Genomic DNA, 21,019 nt, shown 5'->3' with positions numbered 1-21,019 from the left:
TAAATGTCTCAGCCTGAATTTTTTAAAAAAGTTCTCATACCTAACTCATTTTATTCATAACGTATATAAGTTACTGTCGTATTTAAATATTCTTCAAATCCGTTAATACCATCTGCGCCACCTAATCCTGATTGACGCCATCCTGCATGATAACCTACAATTGCTTCTTCTGCTTCACAATTAACATATACTTCTCCGAATTTTAATCTTTCACTTGCTAACATTGCTTCTTTTAGGTTTTCAGTAAATATATAAGAAGAAAGACCATATTCAGTATTGTTCGCTTCATCTATGGCTTCGTCGAAAGCGTCATAACTAACAATCGGTAATACTGGTCCAAAGATTTCTTCTTTCATCGCTACAGAATCTTTAGATAAATTCGTTAACACTGTTGGTTCATAGAAGAATCCTTTACGATCTATTATATTACCACCTAATTCTACTTTCGCACCTTCCTTAATGGCAGTTTGTACCTTGTCATCTACTGCTGATAATTGTTTTTGGTTAATCATCGATCCCATCGTTGTTTCTTTATCATTAGGATCTCCAGGGCGAACGTCTTTCATTTTACGCTTAACGATTTCTAAAAAGTCATTGAATACGTCTTTTTCAACATATATACGCTCAGGACATGTACATACTTGACCACTATTATTAATTCTTGCTTGTACAATGTATTCAGCAGCTTTTTCTAAATCTGCATTTTTCGTTACAATCGCTGGTGCTTTACCACCAAGTTCTAAGTTTACACCTTTAACATTACTAGCTGCATTCTCCATAACAGATTTTCCAGCACCGATACTGCCCGTAATAGAAATAAAATCTACATTTTTACTTTGAGATAGATAATTGCCGACATCTGAGCCAGTACCCGTTAAAATTTGAACAAGGCCATCTGGTATATCTGTTTCTTGGATATATTCAGCTATTTTGAAAGTTCCGAAAGGTGTTTCTTCACTTGGTTTTACAACAATAGAACAACCTGTAACAAGAGCCGGAATAAGCTTTCTCATTAATACAAATATTGGTGCGTTCCATGGAATAATACCGACAGTTGTCCCTACAGGTTTTTTAGTAAGAATAACAGTTTCATTTTCAACCTCACTTTGAAGAACCTCACCGTTATTCTTTCTAGCTAAGCTACACATATATTTAATATATTCAATAGACTTATCAATTTCTCCAATAGCAGAACTATATATTTTACCTTGCTCTTCTACATAAATTTTAGCAAGTTCATCTTTGTTTTTCTCAAGTTTTTCAGCCAATGCCTCAACTATTTTTGCACGTTTAATAATATTAACCTTTTCCCATTCCAACTGAGCAGCATTAGAACCTTTAATAGCCTTCTCAGCATCATCTTCATTCGCTAAAGTCACTGTATCGATAACCTCTTCAGTCGCAGGGTTAATAACATCTAAATCTTCAGTAGATTTACTTTCAACAAACTGACCATTAATAAATAACTTATTCACAAAATGACCTCCCTTTTTATTAAATAATTCCCTTGAAAAGAATTAAGTAAACAAATATAGAGGATAGAATGTGAATGTACATTCTAATCAAAGAATATGTTAAATGATTGAATAATAATTCCTAAAACTACAAATAAAACAGCACCGTAAATTAAAGTATTTTCAATCTTCAAATGTTAAATTAATTGGTTTATCTAAAAGTACACGGTCCAAATTCATGTTAGTTGAAGGAGTATTTTTATCTACACTCGTAAAACGTATACCATCAATCCAAGCCTTACCTGATCCTTGTAATAATAATCCAAAAGATATTATTTCACTACTATCTGGTACATCAAGAACAATCGAATATATATTCCAATTATTTGTACCAACAATTGGGCGATCACTCATATTGTCAAATTGTAATATGTCTTCTGACTTATTATCTATTCTCATCCACAACCCAACAGTTTCTTGAACATTATCAGTTTTAATAAAAGCTGATAATTTCATTCGGTTATTTTTATATGATTTGGCACTAAACTGTTGCATCATTGTGGCAAAACCATTTGGCTTTCTACCATTTTTTGATTTTAAAAAACCTGATGCTTTACCTTGATATACATTTGTATGATCTATTCCCATTTCATAATCAAAAGGATCACTGCCACTAATAAACCAACCTTTAATTTCATTATTCATTATAAAATCCTCCTTTTTTCTATTTACATTAGTCATCAACTTTCTGTATCGTCCAGGTGGTAAACCATAATATTTTCTAAAAGCTCTCGTAAAAGATTCTTGTGATTCAAATTGATAATAAAATGCTATGTCTATTATCTTCTCTTCAGTATTAATTAATAAATTAGCAGCATTTGTGAGTCTTCGTATTCTGATATAATTAGCAAAAGACATACCGGTAAATGACAAAAACACTCTATGAAAATGATATTTTGAAAATCCTGCAACGCTTGATATATCAGTAGAAGAAATATCTTCGTGTAAGTTATTTTCAATCCAATTAATTGTTTTTTGAATGATAGTATCATATTTCAAAGTAATCACCTCCTCTAGATATTATATTAGCTATTTAAATTCATTAAATCTTGACTTTATTTGCTATTTTTAAAATAGTATCATTCGATATGTATCCTTATTTTATAAATAGAGTATATTGAGGTGACAGTTATGAAACTATCTTGGGTTTTATGGTGGATTGTTAGTATTTTTGAACTGGCTTCTTTCACTGCTATTTCATTATTTTTATGGTTTAGAGATCAAGATGCTGGAGGTGTCACTCAAACCATAGAATTAAAATGGGTTAATATTGGTATATTATTTCTAGCATTCATTTTCCCATTTTTACTACAATTAATATGGTTAATTTTTAATATTGTTGTTTCTAAAAGACAAAGCACATAATAAAAGGGCTTTGAAATGATTTACGATATCACAATGTTGCACGTGGAGCCCGTCTTGCAACATTCTAACACTCTATATTGCACGTGGTACTTGTCTTGCAACATCCTAACCCTTTATATTGCAACTGGCACTCGTCTTGCAACATCCGCTCCCAAATCTTCCACCATCAAAAAACTCTCTTCATTGTTTCCACTTTTCAGTGTCTACGTTGAAGAGAGCTCTCATTTTATTCATTATCTATTTTATGCATTTGATTCCGCTGGTTCATTCATACGGTCATCTAAGTATAATTCGATTTCTTCTAGTGTTTTTCCTTTTGTTTCATATAATACATATTTAGAGAATAAGAAACCTATCACACATATACCCGCAAACATAAAGAATATATTACTTAATCCAATGCTTTGCATAAGTACAGGGAAGAATAATGCGACTACGATATTTCCTAACCAGTTAACCATTGATGCTATTCCTGTCGCCATCCCTCTTGCTTCACTTGGGAACAGTTCTCCTACTACAATCCAAGTAACTGCTGCCCAAGAATATGCATAAAATATGACATATACGCATATAAAAATAAATACGAGTGATATTGCCCACATATGTCCGTCATTTGTATATGGATAAATAATACCTACTAATAATAAGCATAGTCCCATTCCTATTGATCCGGACATAAATAATGTTTTTCTATTAAACTTATCTACAAATATCAATGTCACAATTGTTGCTAGCACGAAGACAACACCGACACCCACTGTTGAAATTACACCACTGATTGTTGATCCAAACACATCCCCAAGTATTTGTGATGAGTAGTAGAAAATTGTATTTGCACCTTGTATTTGTTGTAAAAATGTTACACAACAACCGACAAATACTGAAAATGTAACAGCTTTTGTAAGTTTGAATTTCTTCTGTTCTTTACTGATTGCTTCATTAATTTGTAATATTTCTCTATATTCTCTTTCTGCTTCACGTTCTGTTCTAATTTTCTTCAAATTACTTAATGCTAAATCTGTTAGCCCTTTTTTAATTAGGTATCTAGGTGATTCTGGTAAAATAAATGCGCCTATGAAGAGTACAATTGCTGGTACAACTGCGCCTCCTAGCATCCATCTCCAACCTTCAAAGACACCTATAAATGCATAGTTCACACCATAAGATATAAGCATACCGATTGTTATCATCAATTGGTTCAAACCAGATATTTTACCTCTGATGACTGGTGGAGATATTTCTCCCATGTACATTGGTACGAGAGCCGAAGCCGAACCAACTGAAATACCTAGTATAAATCTAGAAACAATTAATATTTCTGGATTCCCTGAAAAACCACAAGCTAATGATCCAACAGCGAAGATAATTGCTGTAATTAGAATCATCATTTTTCTGCCCCATTTATCAGCTAATGGCGCCATTGAAACTGCACCAATCATTGCACCTAAAAATAGTATTGAAGTAATTGTTCCTTCTAGTAATGGACTGATTTCCCATGTTTCTTTAATTCCTGGTAAAGCTCCGTTTATAATACCGATATCATATCCAAATAAAAATCCTCCGAAAGCACCAAATGCATATATTAAACCTGTCTTTGGCTTTTTATCTCCCATTTTCATTCCCCTTTGTTATTGAGATTTGAATTAAATTATCGAATTTGCCTAGTTAATTAACTTATATTCCAGGTTAAACAATGTTGCTAAAGTTACGATTTGTTCTTTTGTTAAGCTTAAAGATATGACTGTATGGTGACCGCCACCTTGAGTGATCCATTCTTTTATACCTTCATGAAAACCTGGTTTTACTTTCCAAATCACACGTGCAACTGGTAAATGAGGTGCCGCTTCTTCTGGAACAAATGCTTCTACTTCATTGATTAACATTCTAAAATGAGTTCCCATATCTGAAATAGATACAATTACGCCCTCTCCAGCTTCTCCATCAAATACTAATCTTGCTGGGTCATTTTTACCTCCAATACCAAGTGGGTTTACGACAATTTTTGGTTTTGTTTTTGCTAAAGTAGGATCTACTTCTAACATATGTGAACCAAGTATTGCTTCACGTCCTGATCTCATTTCATATGTGTAATCTTCCATGAAACCTGTTTGCGTATTGTGAGACATCACTTTTAATAACCTATCTAAAGCTGCAGTTTTCCAATCTCCTTCTCCAGCAAAGCCATATCCCTGTTCATTCAATCTTTGAACTGCTAAGCCTGGTAATTGTTCCATGCCATATAAATCTTCAAAGTTAGTAGTAAATGCTGTATAACCACCTGTATCTAAAAATCGTTTAATGGCAATTTCATATTTGATTTGTTCTTTAACTGAACTTTCCCATTCGCTCACTTCATAGTCACCATAATCAAAGTCGTATAACGTTTTATATTCATCGAATAAGTTATTTACTTCTTGTTCAGAAACTTCATTAACAATTGATGTTAAGTCACCAATTCCGAAATAATCTACTGTCCAACCTAATTGAATTTGAGCTTCTATCTTATCGCCTTCTGTCACAGCAACATTTCTCATATTGTCTCCGAATCTCGCAACTTTGATATTGAAGCTTTCGTTGTATGCATATGCTACATTCATCCAACGACTAATTTGTTCTTGTACTTCGGCTTCTTGCCAATGACCAACGATTACTTCATTATTTTTCTTTAATCTTTCATTTATGTAACCATATTCTCTATCACCATGTGCTGATTGGTGCAAGTTCATGTAATCCATATCAATTGTGTCCCATGGAATATGATTATTAAATTGAGTAACAAAGTGTAGAAGCGGTTTTTGTAAAATTCGTGTACCTCTAATCCACATTTTTGCTGGAGAGAATGTATGCATCCATGTGATAACACCTTGTACTTCATCTTTGTAGTTAGCTTCTTTCATAACTGATGTAATTACATTTTGTGATATTGCTAACTCTTCTTTTAATTTAATTGGATAAGGTAAGTTTCCTTCTTTATTTAAAGTGTCTACAATTGTTTGAGCATTGGCTTTCACTTGATTTAATGCTTTGTCCCCATATAACTCTTGTGATCCTACAAAAAACCAAAATTCTTTTTGATTACTCATTTTTATTTTCCTCCTTTAGATTATTGTCCGTAATATGAATTTTCTCCGTGTTTTCTTTCATAATGTTTATTCAAGATTCTATTTGGTAAGTGTTCGCTTTCTTGATTTAATTGAAGTGTAAACAAATTCATCTTACATACTTCTTCTAGTACTACCGCATTCATTACAGCTTTCTCTGCATTTTCTGCCCAAACAAATGGTGCGTGACCATGTAAGAGTACTCCTGGCACTTCATTTGGATTTATATTTCTTTCTTCAAAAGTTTCAACAATGACGTTCCCTGTTTCATGTTCATAATTTTTATTAATCTCTTCTTCTGTTAAATGCCTTGCACATGGAACTGGTCCAAAGAATGTATCAGCATGTGTCGTTCCATAAACAGGTACATCTAATCCGGCTTGTGACCAAATCGTTGCCCAAGTAGAATGTGTATGAACGATGCTGCCAATATCTTTGAATGATTTATATAACACTGCGTGTGTAGGCATGTCTGAAGAGGGATTTAATTCACCTTCGATTACTTCGCCATCTAAATTACAAACGACCATGTCATCTGCAGTCATTACATCGTAATCGACGCCACTTGGTTTAATGACGAATAAATTACTTTCTCTGTCGATTGCACTGACATTACCCCATGTATATTTAATGAGTTCTCTTCTTGGTAATTCGAGGTTTGCTTCAAACACTTCTTTTTTTAATTTTTCTAACATGTTTACACTCCTAACGAATAAATTGAGATGCTTTTCTTTCTATTTCTAAACCTTTTTTATATTCAGTTATAAATTGTTCATATTCTTCTACATCTTTTTCAGATGGTTGAATAACACTACCTTCTTGTTGTCCGAATATGTTCTCTTCTAAATATTGATTTAATGGTAATTGGCTATCGTTGTTGACCATATATCTTGCAAGTATAGCCATCCCCCATGCGCCACCGTCATTAGCCGTCTTTAACACTTCAACTGAACTATTTAAAGCTGCGCCTAATATACGTTGTGCAATTTCTTCCGTCTTAAAAATGCCTCCATGAACAACAAATGAATCGATAAGTACTTTCTCTTCTTCTTTAAGAATATCTACGCCGATTTTCAATGTGCTAAACGCTGACATAATATGCGTCTTCATAAAGTTTGCTAAATTGAATTGGCTATCTGTTGGTCTCAAGAAAATAGGTATGCCTTTGTTTATTTTTGTAATGTTTTCACCTGATATATATCCATAAGATAATAAGTTCCCATTTTGCTCATCTGCATGTTGTGTATGATTAAATAGTCGTTCATAAAGTTGGTTTTTATCGACTTCCACACCCATTACTTCAAAAGTCTCTTCAAACAAATTCATCCAAGCATTAATGTCTGAAGTACAATTGTTTGTATGAACCATTGCGACTAAATCCCCAGATGGTGTTGTCACAATATCTATTTCTGGATGTACTTTGCTTAAAGGTTGGTCTAATACAAGCATTGCAAATGCACTCGTACCAGCCGATATATTGCCTTTTTTCTTTTCAACACTATTAGTAGCGACCATACCAGTACCTGCGTCACCTTCAGGAGGGCAAAGCGGCACACCTGGTTCTAAATTATTTGTAGGGTCTAATAACTTAGCGCCTTGTTCTGTTAAACAACCTGCATTTGTACCTGCTGTTAGAACTTTTGGTAAAACTGATTCAATATCCCATTCAAATTGTTTATCTTTGATAAGTTCATCAAACTGATTCATTTTTTCTTGGTCATATTTTTTAGTATTTTGATCAATTGGAAACATACCTGAAGCATCGCCTACACCTAATACTTTCTGTTCTGTTAAATACCAGTGAATGTATCCAGCTAAAGTTGTTATAAATTGAATGTCTTTGACGTGTTGTTCCTCATTTAAAATAGCTTGGTATAAATGCGCTATACTCCAACGTTCAGGTATATTAAATTGAAAATAATCTCTTAATTTATTTGCTGCTTCTTCAGTATATGAATTTCTCCAAGTTCTAAACGGCACAAGCAAGTCATCGTTTTTATCAAATGCTAAATATCCATGCATCATTCCGCTTATCCCTAGAGATTTCACTTTTTTAATCGTCACATTATATTTTGATTCAATGTCATCTGTCATTGATTTATAACTTTTTTGTAAACCTATCCAGACATCATTAATTGAATAAGTCCAATACCCATCTTTGAATTCATTTTCCCATTCAAAATATCCAGATCCTATCGTTTCAAAGTTAGTATCGATGGCCACTGTCTTAATCCTAGTTGAACCCAATTCGATACCGATAGATATCTCACCGTTCGATATTTCTGAATGAATTTTACCTTGATTCAAAATACCGCCTCCCTCTTGCAATCGTTTTCAAAAAGAAATATACCACCACTTGACCGTACATGTCAAATATAATTTTTATTTGTCCATATATGTAATAAACGCAAAAAAAATACTTAAGTACAAAACTTAAGCATTTCTCTTTTTAACACTATTTCTTATTATAATTTCTGTATCCATAATAGTCGTTTCTCCAATTTGACCGGAATTTATAGCCTTTATCATCCATCGTGCTGCTTCTACTCCAAGATTTTCTTGAGGGTGAGAAGTAGTTGTAAGTGATATATCTTCGAGTTGACTTAAAATAGAGTTGTCTTCCCCAACTACGGAGTAATCATCAGGTACACATTTTCCATTTTCTTTTAAACGCTTTATAAATGAATAAGCAATATCATCGTTATAACAAACAAAGGCAGTCGGATTGATTTCATGATTTAATAACTCTTTTATGATTAAATCTAGAACTTTATCTTTTGTCTCAGTTGTATAAGTAAAGATATTTTCACCTTTAAATATCGTACCTTTATCCTCAAAAGCTTCTATATACCCTTTCATACGAAACTTACCTTGCATATCATCTATTTTAGTTATTAGAACAATGTCATCATGACCTTCATCTAATAAATAAGAAGTCGCAAGAAATCCAGATTTTGTGTCATCAATACTTATATAAGGAATGTTTAACTCTTCATAGCAAGCATTAATCATTAATACCGGTATTTCTTTACTTTTTAATAACGAATAAAAAGATAAATTAGGGTTAAACACATTACTCTTCGTCGGTTCAACAATCAAACCTTGAACACCTTGTTCTATCATCATCTCAAGGCAACGTCGCTCACCAGCATGTGTATTATTCGTACTCGCTAATATAAGAGAATAACCATTAGCACCTAATATTTTTTCGATTCCTCTAATTATACTTGGGAAAATATAATCAGAAAGATATGTAACGATTACACCGATTTTTTTGGTAGAAGTATCATGATTTGTTTTTTTCAAATAGTTATCACTAACAATTGAGCCTAGACCTTTTTTCTTTATGATATAACCATCTTGTACTAATAAATCTATAGCTTGTCTTATTGTATAGCGACTAACATTGTATTGTTCTTGAAGCTTTTTCTCAGAAGGGATCGTTTTACCATACTCATATTCATTATTTATAATTTTATCTTTTAATTGGAAAGCAATTAATTTATATTTAGGTTCAGCCATAAACTATCTCCATTCCTTGTAACTAAGTTATTTCAATTATATAAATTATAACATAACAAATATTATAATTATAAATAGCTATTATACACATTTTAAATATACAATTACTCTTTAACTTTTACATTTTATGTTATTATATACATAGATTATAAATATTAAAACATTGAGTTTTATAGGAGTGATTTCATGAAAATTAAAGATGTTTTAAAGAAAAGTTTCAATGATTTACTAGACCTTGAGCTTAACTGGTACAATGCTGCAGTGCTAATAGTATGTGTACTCGTATTAAGCGCAATTTTCACACCACTTTTAGGTATACCAGTAGGTCTCCTAGCAGGCGCATATTACTTGAAAAATTATAATGAATAGATTGAAAAGGGAGCGGGACAGAAATCTCATTTTATTAAAAATATTTCGTAGTCCCGCCCCGGCAAGGATGACTAGGTATGAAAAAAGCTTGATATAAGCGTATTTTCATACCAGTCAGCTACTGCCAGTATAATGAAACAGGCTGAGACATTTATTTATATCATAGCCTGTTTTTTGGTAAAGAGATATTCATATGATTTTTATACTTCAGTTAATGCTTGATTAAAATCACGCAACATTTTTTCCCATGCTTTACTTATACTTTCATCTAAACCAAATAAACCGCTTCTTCCCAAGATATAAATATCGGGATTAGCTTTTTGTATTTTTTTAAAAGTTTTTTTATTTGATGATCCGTCCATTTCAATTAAATACTTATATTGATTTTTATCACGAATTTTTCTTAATTCAACTATTTTTTCTAAAGTTTCATCGATAAATTTTTCTCCTGCAAATCCTGGGTCCACAGTCATAATCGTTACTTTATCTAAATATTGAATATAAGGCTTTATAACATCTATAGGTGTTTCAGGATTAAGAACAACACCTACTTTTTTATTATGTTCATGAATTTTATTAATTATTCTATATGCTATACCATTTATTACTTCTGCATGTACGCAAATATAATCTGTTTCAATCTTTAATAATTCATCAACCCAAAAACTAGGGTTTGTTACCATGAGGTGAACTGATATAGGAACATCAGATATTTTTTTCACTTGTTCTATAAACCAAGGTGACAATGTAATGTTTGGTACATAATGGCCATCCATAATATCGATATGGTATGAATCAACGTGATTGTTTAAAAATTTTATTTGTTCATTAAATTTATCTAAATCCATCGTCATTAAAGATGGTGAAAATTCAACATTATCCATTCATTTATACCTCCTAATATACTTTTATATCTCCTAACTCAATATCTTCTTCTTCAATTTCATCAACCATTTCTTCCGATTCATTTACAGGTTTTTTCAATATAACTAAAACAACTGCTGTTACAACTACGTTTGCAATAATTGCTAAAATGAACCCTATTGGTTGTGACATTGTTGGTAGTGCTAACATACCGCCAAATGGTACTTTTGAATCTGCATTAAGTACCATCGAAATAGCACCCCCAACAGCTCCCCCTATACCAGTTGCTATAACACATCTAATAATGTCATTAAGTACTATTGGTAGAACACCTTCCACAATTTCAATTATTCCCATTGGGAAAGCTGTCTTCAATGTTTCAACTTCAACTTTTTTGTATATATTTTTACGTAATAATCTTCCTACCCAATAAGCTAAAGCAAATCCTATAGGCGTTGCTGTATTTACAACAATTAATGCAGTAATTGGTTCATGAATACCCTGAGCTTGTAGCGTTAAGACGAATGCAAATACAGTTTTATTGATTGGTCCTCCGTAATCCACACTCGCTAGAACACCTATGATAATTCCATAAATTAATTTAGAAGTACCACTTAATGATTGAAGGTATTCAGTCAATATGTTTGTGAATTGTGTAATAGGTACGCCTATTACATAAACCATAATTAAACCACCTATTAATGATGCTAAAAATGGAATTACCAACATCGGCATAAGTCCTTTAGCCCAATTCGGCATTTTTATATACTTAATAGTTAAAACAACAAGATACCCTGCTAAAAACCCTCCTATTAAGCCACCAATAAAGCCAGCTCCAACAGCATTTGCTGTCAGCCCGATAATCAAACCAGGAGCAATCCCTGGCTTATCTGCTATTGAATACGCAATCCCAGTCGCTATAACAACTGGTAACATACCTAATCCTTCTCCACCAAGCGTTGCTAAAACATCCCAAAATGAATATCCCGGTTTAGTTAAATCAGTCGATGAATCTCCGCCAAGTGCCATACCAATAGCTATCATAAATCCAGCCCCACAAACTACTGGAATTAGATAAGAAATAGCAGTTAACAAATGGCCTTTCAAATTTAAACGATTGAAAAATGCTTTCATGTTATTGCCTCCTTTATCCTTCTGATAAAATAGATACAATTTCAGATTTATTTTTAGAATTTATTAATTGTTCAACCACTTCATCATTACTCAACCTTCTGGCTATTAACGATAATAATTTCAAATGCTCTGTAGAATTATTTTTTTCATCACCTACAGCAATCAAAATAACTACTTTTACTCCTCTATCATCTAAAGAAGGCCAATCAATTTCATTCTCCAAAACCGCAATTGAAAGACCAACTTTTTCAACACTTTCACTTTTTCCATGTGGTATAGCTACTAAGTTTCCTATTCCTGTAACCCCTTCTTTTTCTCTTTCATAAACTGCTTCTAAAAATTTATCTTTATCTTCTACATAATTTTCTTTAACCAATAATTCGGCTAATTTTTCTAAAGTTTCTTCGCGAGTCTGAACATTTACTTCTGACAAAATGGTATTAATGTCAACAACCTCATTTAATTCCATAAGATACCTCCTATTATTGCTCTGATATTTGTTCTAATTTTTCAACAAGTTTATTTGGCGATTTTATAGCTACATCTGTAGGAATTTCCACTACTTTTTTCCTTTCAAATCTTTCTTTGTCGCTTACTTTCACATCAACTGCTAATAATACAATGTCTGCATTATCTATATCAGCTTGTTTTAATTCATTTTCTACGCCGATAGTACCTTGTGTTTCTATTTTTATATTATGACCTTTCTTCTCTGCAGCTTTCTCCAATTTTTCTGCAGCAATATACGTATGAGCAATCCCCACTGTACAAGCACAAATACATACAATATTCATTTTCAATTCCTCCTATTTCATTAATCCTTCAATAAAATCTTCATCTGCTAAGTTTTGTATAAATGATTTAATTTCTAACAAATTATTTTTTGTTTCTGTTTCTCTTAAATTTATCAATATTATTAGTTTTATCGATTTATCATGCCAAATTATTCCAAAGTCTTTGTTTTTAATAATAAAAATTTGTGATTGCATTATATTATTACTCTGGATATGAGGTAATATAACACCTGGATATATTTCGATATTTCCGTTTTCTTCTCTTTCCATGACTTCAGATTTAAACTTATCTCCTGACTTTATAAATAAGTTTTCTTTTAAATAAAGACTTAATTCATCAATTACATCCCCGTAAATCTGTTTTTTTAAATAAATATTTTCAATAAATTTATTTCTCATTATAATCACCTAATAACTCAATCATCTTTCTAAGTTTAATTTGATCATTTTTATTAAACATTGCACTGATAACTACCACTGGGATTCCTTTAATATCAGGTATATTTACTGTAGATATAATTAGTTCAATATCTGTTAAGTCTTCATTTGATAGATCAAATGTAGATTTAACATCTTTAATCTCAATATCAGATACATTTCTAGAAATTTTTGTTTTTAGAAGTTCCGATGTTCCTATACCTGTTGTACAGGTTATAAGTGTTTGAATTTTCTTCGGATTTCTTTCTATTTCTTTTGCAAAATATAAAGTTAAATAGCCCACTTCATCTTCATTTATCGAGTTACTGTTTCTTTCATTTGTTATTTCACTCGAAATTTTCTTAATAGCTAAAAATATATCTGGGTATTCCTTCTTTATTTGCTCAATTAATGTGTTTTTTACAAATAATCCATGTTCAATACGGTTTAACATAGGTTTTATATGTTTCATTAATTGTTGTTCTAAATCTTTATTTTTAAAAGAATATCCTAATACATTACTAGCTCTATTAATATAATTTTTTGTTATAGAAATTACTTCATCTGAATATTTAATTTCTTGTTGTTCACTATCGACATTTTGAGATTCAAAACGTGAAGATATAAGGTATTCAAACAAATATATTTTTTCATTTTTAGGTAACTTGCTATGCAAGTAACGTTCAATATTAGATATAATCATGTCACTAGTTCTATAAAAAGATTGATATTCATTAATTAAATGATGCATTTCTTCTGTATAATGATTCTTATCTACACTAATTACACCTCTTTTTCTAAATCGCATAATTAATATATATAAATGTGAAAATATATTGACGTTGTAGGGATAAGGTATAATTATCCCTTGATAATTTTCTATAATATTAATTTGTTCTTGTACAAAAAAAGCATCTCTATCCTCTAATTGAGTCATATCATTATAAGATAATAAACTTGTTAATTTACTCTCTTCCATTAACTCTAATAATGCACGTCTTATATTGGTTTCATCACCTCTTATTGATAAATGTCTATTGCGTCGAACTAATTTCAAATTAAAATTTTTAAGCATTTCTTCAATTTTTCTCTCATCTGAATTTAGAACACTCTCAGAGACATAGAATCTCTCAATTATTTTAAATACTGATAAGCTCTTTGGAGAAATTAATAATAAATCTTTCGTAATAGTATTTCTTCTTTCTATGGGAGTAAGTAAATCGTTTTGATGTTGCATCTGCACTTCTTGTTTATCCAATAATTCTCTGTCGTCAATTCGATAACCTTTACCTTTTTCAGCAATTATCAAAGGTATTGAATACATTTCATTTATACGTTTTACTAGACGATAAATTGTTTTAGTTGAGACGTTTAAATTATGGGCTAATGTTTTAGAATCGACATAGGTATGTGCATTAAGCAAATAAGATATTAATTTATCTTCATTATCTACTTTCATCTTTTACGACCTCCCTATACTTATATGATAACTCTAATTAATGAAAGCGCTTTACTGAATCTTGTCCATTACAATGGACACTTAAAACTTAAATAATGATTATATTACTATTATTTAAAAATTTATGGAGAGATTATTAGAAGTGTTTATTTATATATATTTATTAGAGAAATTAATTAATATCCAATTTAATTAAAATACACCTCAAAAGTCATGGCTTTGCGTAACTTTTGAGGTGTATTTTAATAAGAACTAGATTTGGGGCTTTATTATTTAAAACCATATTTTTTTATCTCATCGACAATAGTATTATATTTATTCGTTTTATATCTTGAGTTATTTGATACTATAAAGAAGTTTCTATATAAGTCTACTTCGCTTGTTTCTATATATTTTCTATCGGTTGATTTGATAGAGAAATTAGAGAGTATTGTATAGCCCATATTTTGTTTTACTAATTCTAGTATAAGTTGATTGTCATTAATGACGACTTTGCGTGACGGCAAATTCAGTTGTTGTAATAGTTTGTCTTGGTAATATCTAATTCCTGACCCTGTTTCTCTTACATAACATCTTAATTCATTTAAAGGTTTTTTATTTTGCTTATTTTTTATGATTAATAATCTATCTTCTGTTAATACTTCACTGTTAATTTTATCGTCGATTACAGGTTTTTCTATTATTCCTAAGTCAATCGTATAATCTTTCAAATGCGTAATAATATCTGCAGAGTTGTAAATATAAATATGTATGTTCAGATTTGGATATTTCGTTTGTAAGTATAGCGTAAGATCTAATAGTTTAGATTGTCCGAATGTATGGCTTGTACCTATAACAAATTTACCTTTTACTTCTTCTTTATTTGCGTTTATTCTAGTGTGTAATTGTTCATCTAACAACGCCAATTGACAGGCATAGTTATACAGTTCTTGCCCCTCTTCTGTCAATATGATTTCTTTTCGTGTATTTTCAAAAATTTTAATTTGGTATTTTTGTTCTAAATTTTTAATATCTCGACTTATGGATGGTTGTGATTTGTATAATTTATTTGCTGCATTAGTAAATCCGTCTTCTTCTACGATTGCTTTTAATATATTGAGTTTATCTTCCACAAAAGCACCTCCATAACATTTTTGTTATATTATATATTTAAAAATGGCATTTCACAAATAATTGTTCTCATCATAGAATGTATGTGAGGTGAAGACAGTGAGTATTAAATTAAATAAAGCATTTTTCCTAGGTGTCGGTTTTACGCTAGTTGTTGCAATTGCCAGCATATTATTATCAAATTTACCAATTTTAAATAAAGTTGGCGCACTTGCGATAGCTATCATCACTGCGATTTTGTACAGACATTTCCTAGGATATCCAACAAGATACGTAACAGGTATCGAATTTTCTTCTAAAAAACTACTACGTTTAGCTATAATTTTGTACGGGTTAAAATTGAACTTGTCTACAATTATTAATGAAGGCGGGACATTATTATTACTAGATGTCGGTGTAGTTGCTTTTTCAATATTCTTTATTATTTTCTTAAATAAAATTATTAAAGGAGATAAAAACTTAATTCTATTATTAGGCGTTGGTACAGGGGTATGTGGTGCTGCAGCGATAGCAGCTATTTCTCCTATTTTGAAATCTAAAGAAAGTGACGTTGGCATAAGTGTTGGATTAGTAGCAATAATGGGAACGATATTCTCATTAACATATACACTTCTATATGCTTTATTCCCTATGGATCCTGAACTTTATGGTATATGGTCTGGTGCTAGTTTACATGAAATAGCACATGTTGTATTAGCGGCAGATGCAGGTGGTAGTGAATCTCTATCTATTGGTTTATTAGCTAAATTAGGCCGAGTATTTCTATTAATTCCTTTAAGTATTATTTTCTTAATAATCGTTAATAGAAAAAGAACAAATAAAGTTTCTCAAAAAATTGATTTTCCATACTTTTTACTTGGATTTTTAATTATGAGTGCGGTAAACACATTTGTAGCTATTCCAGAAGGTGTATTAAGTGTAATCAGTACAATTACTAACGTCATACTTATTATGGCAATGGTAGGATTAGGATTAAATGTTTCATTTAATGACTTAAAAACAAAAGCATTTAAGCCAATGGTTGCAATGGCAATAACTTCAGTAGTACTTTCAGTTATTGTATTTTTTGTCGCTACGATTTTATAAGATGATTAATGGGTATAACAAAGATATCATTTAATTTCGAGAAAGATTGTGATTAAACTATGTTATATCTTAAATTATATTTAGTGCTTCTCATGTCATTGTTTAATTATATCTTTATTCCTCATGATGAGCCTATAACTTATAAAGATACATTCAATAAAGCAACACATTCAGACTATAATGATGCTTTTAAAATAGGTTCACAAATACCGAACGATTTATTAACGCTTAAACTATACAACACACATAGTAAAAACCACATTGAAGCAGTAGGTAAAATATCATCAGATGAAACTGGTAAATCAGGTAACGGAGCAACTGCCTTTGTTATAGATGATTATACAATTATTACCGCTTCACATGTAGCAAGTGATAAAGTTGGTAATAAAGAAACAAAGCAATTTTATTTCTATCCTTCAAAAGCAGATCAACGTGTACCTATTAAATTCAAAGTTAAAAATTTTCATAAGTCATCTGAAAGAGATGTGGCTGTACTCATCACTCAACAACGTTTGTCGACAAAGATTAAGCCATTAAAAATTGCATCAGAACAAGAAATAAAGGATTTGAAACCTAAAGAACCGCTTTATATGTTAGGTTATCCAAATAAAAAACCATATAACGGACAATTCATGTATCAATCAAATGGATATTACCTTAAATCAACTAAAGATTACATTGAATATATCGGACATTTACACAGAACAACTGGGTTTTCAGGATCTCCAGTATTAAATGAACACAATCACGTGGTTGGTTTGCATGCTCACGGTATAAGTCCTGAAATTAATACAAAGCATCAATCCACACGAGACATATATACAGGCGGTCCATTAATAACAGGAAAAACACGTGATTTTATCAATCAGCATCGAGAGTAATACTATATTAGTATTTTCAGAACACTTATTCGTTGTAAATAAGAACTAAATAGCATTTCTAACTCATAATAAAAACTTCGGGAATCAGGCGAAATCTTGATTCTCGGAGTTTTTTATTTAGATATATAAGTACTCGTTTCTCTTTATTTGTAATTTATTATATGTTCCCTTACAACAAACGGAGAGGTATCCGTTTATTAAATTTAAAGTCCCTTCAGAGGTGAAACAATTGAGGAAAGATGCAATAGAAAATCGATTAAGAATTGAAAATACAGCTAAAGAATTATTTGAAATATATGGCGTTGAAAATACGAGCATGAATCGTATATCTAAAGAGCTAGGTATTGGAATGGGCACCTTATACCGTCATTTTGAAGATAAAAGTGCTCTTTGTTATAAATTAATCGAAAATGATTTTGATAGACTTTTCAAAGAGATGGATTATGCAGAACAAAATAACCAAATAACGAATTATGAAAAATTTGGAATTTACTTAGAACTCTTTATTGATTTTAAATCGAAACATTTAGACACTTTAAATTGTGTAGAGAAAAAAGAGTTTCATGGCGACTTTAGAGATACGCCAACATTTCAGAAATTATCCAAGAAATTTTGGAACACTTTCGATAATGAAGAAAGTCCTGAATGGAAGACATTTAAAACTGATATGTTATTGAATGCTTTGTCCACTAAATCTTATCAATATCAAGTGGATAAGAGAGGATTAAACAATGAACAGTTAAAACAATTTTTACAGAACTTGTTTAATATGACTGAGGATTTTTAATAAAAGTGTTCGAAAACTGAAGCGATGCCTCAATAAAACTTAATATATTTATTTATATAATATTTAATTTTTATACAAAATTCTATTAATAAATCGGAGGTTTTATCATGAATAATATTAAAACAATTTTAGTAATCGGCGCATCAGGAAACCAAGGTAATGCAGTAGCTACAAATTTACTGTCTGATGGTTGGGCAGTACGTGCTATGACACGTAATCCGGAACAACCCTCTATACAAGCACTTAAAGAAAAAGGCGCTACTGTGGTTAAAGCGGATATGGATGATGAACAATCACTTTCAGATGTAATGAAAGGTGTTTACGGTGTGTATAGTGTACAATCATTCGATAATAATGATCCTGAAAAAGAAATACGACAAGGAAAAAGAGTTGCAGACTTAGCTAAAAAAGCTAGCGTTTCTCATTTTGTATATAGTTCAGCAGCAGGTGCAGAAAGATATGATGGAGCTCAAAACTTTGCAACAAAATGGCAAATAGAAGAGCACATCCGTTCTTTAGATTTACCTTCTACAATTTTAAGACCAACATTTTTCATGGATAATTTTGAAGGATTTGCAAAACGACAAGATGGAAAGATCGTCATCCAAGGGTTTATGGATCCTGAAATCAAATTACAAATGATAGCTGTACAAGATATCGGTGCTTTTGCTAATATCGCTTTTAAAAATCCAGAACAGCTTATAGGAGAATCTATCGAAATAGCTGGTGAAGAAAAAACATTAACTGAGATATCTGAAAAAATAAGTAAAACATTTGATGCTCCTTGCGAAATTGTAGATTCACGAGAAAAGTTCCAAAAAATGATGAAGATGTTTGAATGGTTTGAATTCGGAGGTTATGAAGCCAACATCTCTAAATTACGTGAGATAAACCCTCAGCTTCTTGATTTTGATGCTTGGGTTAAACACTCTGGATGGAATCCCCTAAAATAATTTAAATGATTAAATATAATTTTTTAAATTTTTAATTAATATTTTTACCATTGCTAATTTAACAATATAATCTAGAATTGGTTATGTACTTATTTTAATGGATTAAGGAGGAATGGCATTGGACGAATATATTAACGAGCGCCTAACTCAATTACTAGAGCGCAACGAAGTCAGTGATTTTAGAGAAGGATTTTTACACTTGCACGCCTATGAGCAAAGTGAGTACTTCGATTCGCTTTCTACAGAAGAACAGAAAAAGGTTTTCGAACTTCTATCTCCTGATGAAGTAGCAAACTTCTGGAGTTACTTAGAATTAAGTCAAAAAGAAGAAAAATCAATGTTCGATGAAATGAATGCAAACTATGCAAGTGAAGTTCTTCAAAACATGTCAGATGACGATGCTGTTGACGTACTTAATCTATTAAGTAAAACGCAGCGCGTTAGCTTGTTAACGATTATGGATAAACATAAATCTGAATCATTAAAATCATTACTTAATTACGAGGAAGATACTGCCGGCGGTATCATGACTACTGAATATGTTTCGTTAACGCCTGAAATGAGTGTAAGAGAAGCACTTATGCACGTTAAAGAGAAATCATCTTCAGCTCAAACAATTTATGCACTTTACGTTGTTAATGATCAAAAAAAATTAATAGCCGTTATGTCATTACGTGATTTAATTAACGCCGATATGGACGACCATGTTAAAAACGTAATGAACGAAAACTTTGTGAGCACAGACGTTGCAGAAGACCAAGAAATTGTTGCTCAAACAATTCAAGACTATGACATCATCGCCATTCCAGTTGTAGATTATCAACATCATTTACTAGGTATCATTACCGTTGATGATATCTTAGACGTAATGGAAGAAGAAGCTAGCGAAGACTACTCAAAATTAGCTGGTATTAATGATGTAAAAGAGACAAAAGAATCTGTTTTACAAACTGCAAAAAAACGTTTACCGTGGCTTATCTTACTTACATTCTTAGGTATGATAACTGCTACAATATTAGGTTCATTTGAAGACACACTTGAACAAGTCGCCCTACTTGCAGCATTTATCCCTATTATTAGTGGTATGTCAGGTAATACAGGAACACAATCATTAGCCGTTTCCGTACGAAGTATTTCTACTGGTGATATGGAAAAAGAAAATAAAGTCAGACACGCATTACACGAGTCCGCGAGTGGTTTTATTTCTGGTTTAGTATGTAGTCTTATACTGTTTTCTATCATTGTAATACTATATGGCCAACCATTATTAGCAACTATCGTTGGGATAAGCTTAACGACAGCTATGACAGTTGGTACAACAATCGGATCACTTATCCCATTGTTTATGAACAAAATAGGCATTGATCCAGCAGTAGCAAGCGGTCCATTTATTACTACAATAAACGATATTGTCAGCATGTTAATCTACTTTAGCCTAGCAACTTCATTTATGAGTTATTTAACATAAATATTGTGATGAGCAAGCATGCACTTTTAAAATCAATTATATAAATAAAACTCCCATTTCCGACATTCAAAGTCTAACGAATTGGGAGTTTTTTCAAAATGGAGATTGATACCTAGTACTATTTTTTATTTTGAGGTTTATCTTGTTGCTTCACTTTGGTATAGTCAGAGATTAACTATATTAAACTTTAAAATT

General features: G+C 31.3%; 21 protein-coding genes. 7 read left to right on the top strand and 14 right to left on the bottom strand.

From position 1 onward, the window contains the following. Positions 1-50 precede the first annotated feature (50 nt). Complete coding sequence (aldA, locus tag LQ688_RS08000) at positions 51-1,475, bottom strand: aldehyde dehydrogenase (protein WP_103268713.1); 1,425 nt, start codon at positions 1,473-1,475, stop codon at positions 51-53. A 162-nt stretch (positions 1,476-1,637) separates the two neighbouring features. After that, positions 1,638-2,513, bottom strand: a complete 876-nt coding sequence (locus tag LQ688_RS07995) for a helix-turn-helix transcriptional regulator (RefSeq protein WP_103268712.1) — start codon at positions 2,511-2,513, stop codon at positions 1,638-1,640. A gap of 132 nt (positions 2,514-2,645) precedes the next feature. Here LQ688_RS07995 and LQ688_RS07990 point away from each other — a divergent pair, with 132 nt between their 5' ends. Further along, positions 2,646-2,879 carry a DUF3923 family protein gene (locus LQ688_RS07990; RefSeq protein WP_064211238.1) on the top strand — a complete coding sequence of 78 codons (234 nt, stop codon included), beginning with the start codon at positions 2,646-2,648 and terminating at the stop codon, positions 2,877-2,879. A 242-nt stretch (positions 2,880-3,121) separates the two neighbouring features. Here the strand turns inward: LQ688_RS07990 and LQ688_RS07985 are convergent, their stop codons facing one another. The 5 genes from LQ688_RS07985 to LQ688_RS07965 form a co-directional block, all read right to left on the bottom strand. After that, entirely contained in the window at positions 3,122-4,492 is a 1,371-nt protein-coding gene (locus tag LQ688_RS07985; RefSeq protein ID WP_239705309.1) for a sugar porter family MFS transporter, read from the bottom strand. A gap of 48 nt (positions 4,493-4,540) precedes the next feature. Then, entirely contained in the window at positions 4,541-5,962 is a 1,422-nt protein-coding gene (gene araA, locus LQ688_RS07980) for an L-arabinose isomerase (RefSeq protein WP_275582779.1), read from the bottom strand. A 20-nt stretch (positions 5,963-5,982) separates the two neighbouring features. Further along, positions 5,983-6,675, bottom strand: a complete 693-nt coding sequence (locus LQ688_RS07975; RefSeq protein WP_016999330.1) for an L-ribulose-5-phosphate 4-epimerase — start codon at positions 6,673-6,675, stop codon at positions 5,983-5,985. A 10-nt stretch (positions 6,676-6,685) separates the two neighbouring features. Then, positions 6,686-8,287, bottom strand: coding sequence for a xylulokinase (locus tag LQ688_RS07970; protein WP_239706283.1), 1,602 nt, complete (start codon positions 8,285-8,287; stop codon positions 6,686-6,688). A gap of 126 nt (positions 8,288-8,413) precedes the next feature. After that, positions 8,414-9,502, bottom strand: coding sequence for a GntR family transcriptional regulator (locus LQ688_RS07965; RefSeq protein ID WP_216683257.1), 1,089 nt, complete (start codon positions 9,500-9,502; stop codon positions 8,414-8,416). Positions 9,503-9,688: 186 nt separating this feature from the next. Here LQ688_RS07965 and LQ688_RS07960 point away from each other — a divergent pair, with 186 nt between their 5' ends. Beyond that, positions 9,689-9,871, top strand: coding sequence for a VraH family peptide resistance protein (locus LQ688_RS07960; RefSeq protein ID WP_239706284.1), 183 nt, complete (start codon positions 9,689-9,691; stop codon positions 9,869-9,871). A 200-nt stretch (positions 9,872-10,071) separates the two neighbouring features. Here LQ688_RS07960 and alsE read toward each other — a convergent pair whose 3' ends face one another. The 7 genes from alsE to LQ688_RS07925 form a co-directional block, all read right to left on the bottom strand. Next, positions 10,072-10,755 (bottom strand): D-allulose 6-phosphate 3-epimerase, encoded by a 684-nt coding sequence (gene alsE / locus LQ688_RS07955; RefSeq protein WP_239706285.1) that lies wholly within the window; start codon positions 10,753-10,755, stop codon positions 10,072-10,074. A gap of 13 nt (positions 10,756-10,768) precedes the next feature. Continuing rightward, positions 10,769-11,869 (bottom strand): PTS fructose transporter subunit IIC, encoded by a 1,101-nt coding sequence (locus LQ688_RS07950; RefSeq protein WP_135022063.1) that lies wholly within the window; start codon positions 11,867-11,869, stop codon positions 10,769-10,771. Positions 11,870-11,882: 13 nt separating this feature from the next. After that, positions 11,883-12,338, bottom strand: a complete 456-nt coding sequence (locus LQ688_RS07945) for a PTS sugar transporter subunit IIA (protein WP_239706286.1) — start codon at positions 12,336-12,338, stop codon at positions 11,883-11,885. 13 nt (positions 12,339-12,351) lie between these two features. Further along, on the bottom strand, positions 12,352-12,663 hold the full coding sequence (locus LQ688_RS07940; RefSeq protein ID WP_239706287.1) for a PTS fructose transporter subunit IIB: 312 nt from the start codon (positions 12,661-12,663) through the stop codon (positions 12,352-12,354). A gap of 12 nt (positions 12,664-12,675) precedes the next feature. Beyond that, positions 12,676-13,062, bottom strand: a complete 387-nt coding sequence (locus tag LQ688_RS07935; RefSeq protein ID WP_239706288.1) for a PTS sugar transporter subunit IIA — start codon at positions 13,060-13,062, stop codon at positions 12,676-12,678. After that, positions 13,052-14,539, bottom strand: coding sequence for a BglG family transcription antiterminator (locus LQ688_RS07930; RefSeq protein WP_239706289.1), 1,488 nt, complete (start codon positions 14,537-14,539; stop codon positions 13,052-13,054). Before LQ688_RS07930 ends, LQ688_RS07935 begins: the two co-directional genes overlap by 11 nt. 269 nt (positions 14,540-14,808) lie before the next feature. Next, entirely contained in the window at positions 14,809-15,651 is an 843-nt protein-coding gene (locus LQ688_RS07925) for a LysR family transcriptional regulator (RefSeq protein WP_016999500.1), read from the bottom strand. Positions 15,652-15,748: 97 nt separating this feature from the next. Here LQ688_RS07925 and LQ688_RS07920 point away from each other — a divergent pair, with 97 nt between their 5' ends. The 5 genes from LQ688_RS07920 to mgtE all read left to right on the top strand — a co-directional run bounded on the left by LQ688_RS07920 (position 15,749) and on the right by mgtE (position 20,824). Beyond that, complete coding sequence (locus LQ688_RS07920; RefSeq protein WP_239706290.1) at positions 15,749-16,735, top strand: YeiH family protein; 987 nt, start codon at positions 15,749-15,751, stop codon at positions 16,733-16,735. Positions 16,736-16,794: 59 nt separating this feature from the next. After that, positions 16,795-17,616 (top strand): trypsin-like serine peptidase, encoded by an 822-nt coding sequence (locus LQ688_RS07915; RefSeq protein ID WP_239738744.1) that lies wholly within the window; start codon positions 16,795-16,797, stop codon positions 17,614-17,616. A 229-nt stretch (positions 17,617-17,845) separates the two neighbouring features. After that, positions 17,846-18,403 (top strand): TetR/AcrR family transcriptional regulator, encoded by a 558-nt coding sequence (locus LQ688_RS07910; protein ID WP_016999497.1) that lies wholly within the window; start codon positions 17,846-17,848, stop codon positions 18,401-18,403. Between the two features lie 107 nt (positions 18,404-18,510). Next, positions 18,511-19,356 carry an NmrA/HSCARG family protein gene (locus LQ688_RS07905; protein WP_103268697.1) on the top strand — a complete coding sequence of 282 codons (846 nt, stop codon included), beginning with the start codon at positions 18,511-18,513 and terminating at the stop codon, positions 19,354-19,356. Positions 19,357-19,474: 118 nt separating this feature from the next. Next, positions 19,475-20,824: a magnesium transporter gene (gene mgtE / locus LQ688_RS07900; RefSeq protein WP_103268696.1), complete on the top strand. Its 1,350-nt coding sequence runs from the start codon at positions 19,475-19,477 to the stop codon at positions 20,822-20,824. Positions 20,825-21,019 lie beyond the last annotated feature (195 nt).

The sequence above is a fragment of the Mammaliicoccus sp. J-M40 genome, assembly GCF_022386395.1.
GTDB classification, from domain to species: Bacteria; Bacillota; Bacilli; order Staphylococcales; family Staphylococcaceae; genus Mammaliicoccus; species Mammaliicoccus lentus.
This window is presented reverse-complemented; position numbering and strand designations above follow the sequence as displayed.

Bases quoted from the DNA above. Each gene is read 5' to 3' on its own strand.
- LQ688_RS07990 (WP_064211238.1), top strand. From the start codon at position 2,646: ATGAAACTATCTTGGGTTTTATGGTGGATTGTTAGTATTTTTGAACTG.
- LQ688_RS07985 (WP_239705309.1), bottom strand. From the start codon at position 4,492: ATGGGAGATAAAAAGCCAAAGACAGGTTTAATATATGCATTTGGTGCT.
- araA (WP_275582779.1), bottom strand. From the start codon at position 5,962: ATGAGTAATCAAAAAGAATTTTGGTTTTTTGTAGGATCACAAGAGTTA.
- LQ688_RS07975 (WP_016999330.1), bottom strand. From the start codon at position 6,675: ATGTTAGAAAAATTAAAAAAAGAAGTGTTTGAAGCAAACCTCGAATTA.
- LQ688_RS07965 (WP_216683257.1), bottom strand. From the start codon at position 9,502: ATGGCTGAACCTAAATATAAATTAATTGCTTTCCAATTAAAAGATAAA.
- LQ688_RS07960 (WP_239706284.1), top strand. From the start codon at position 9,689: ATGAAAATTAAAGATGTTTTAAAGAAAAGTTTCAATGATTTACTAGAC.
- alsE (WP_239706285.1), bottom strand. From the start codon at position 10,755: ATGGATAATGTTGAATTTTCACCATCTTTAATGACGATGGATTTAGAT.
- LQ688_RS07950 (WP_135022063.1), bottom strand. From the start codon at position 11,869: ATGAAAGCATTTTTCAATCGTTTAAATTTGAAAGGCCATTTGTTAACT.
- LQ688_RS07945 (WP_239706286.1), bottom strand. From the start codon at position 12,338: ATGGAATTAAATGAGGTTGTTGACATTAATACCATTTTGTCAGAAGTA.
- LQ688_RS07940 (WP_239706287.1), bottom strand. From the start codon at position 12,663: ATGAATATTGTATGTATTTGTGCTTGTACAGTGGGGATTGCTCATACG.
- LQ688_RS07935 (WP_239706288.1), bottom strand. From the start codon at position 13,062: ATGAGAAATAAATTTATTGAAAATATTTATTTAAAAAAACAGATTTAC.
- LQ688_RS07930 (WP_239706289.1), bottom strand. From the start codon at position 14,539: ATGAAAGTAGATAATGAAGATAAATTAATATCTTATTTGCTTAATGCA.
- LQ688_RS07915 (WP_239738744.1), top strand. From the start codon at position 16,795: ATGTTATATCTTAAATTATATTTAGTGCTTCTCATGTCATTGTTTAAT.
- LQ688_RS07905 (WP_103268697.1), top strand. From the start codon at position 18,511: ATGAATAATATTAAAACAATTTTAGTAATCGGCGCATCAGGAAACCAA.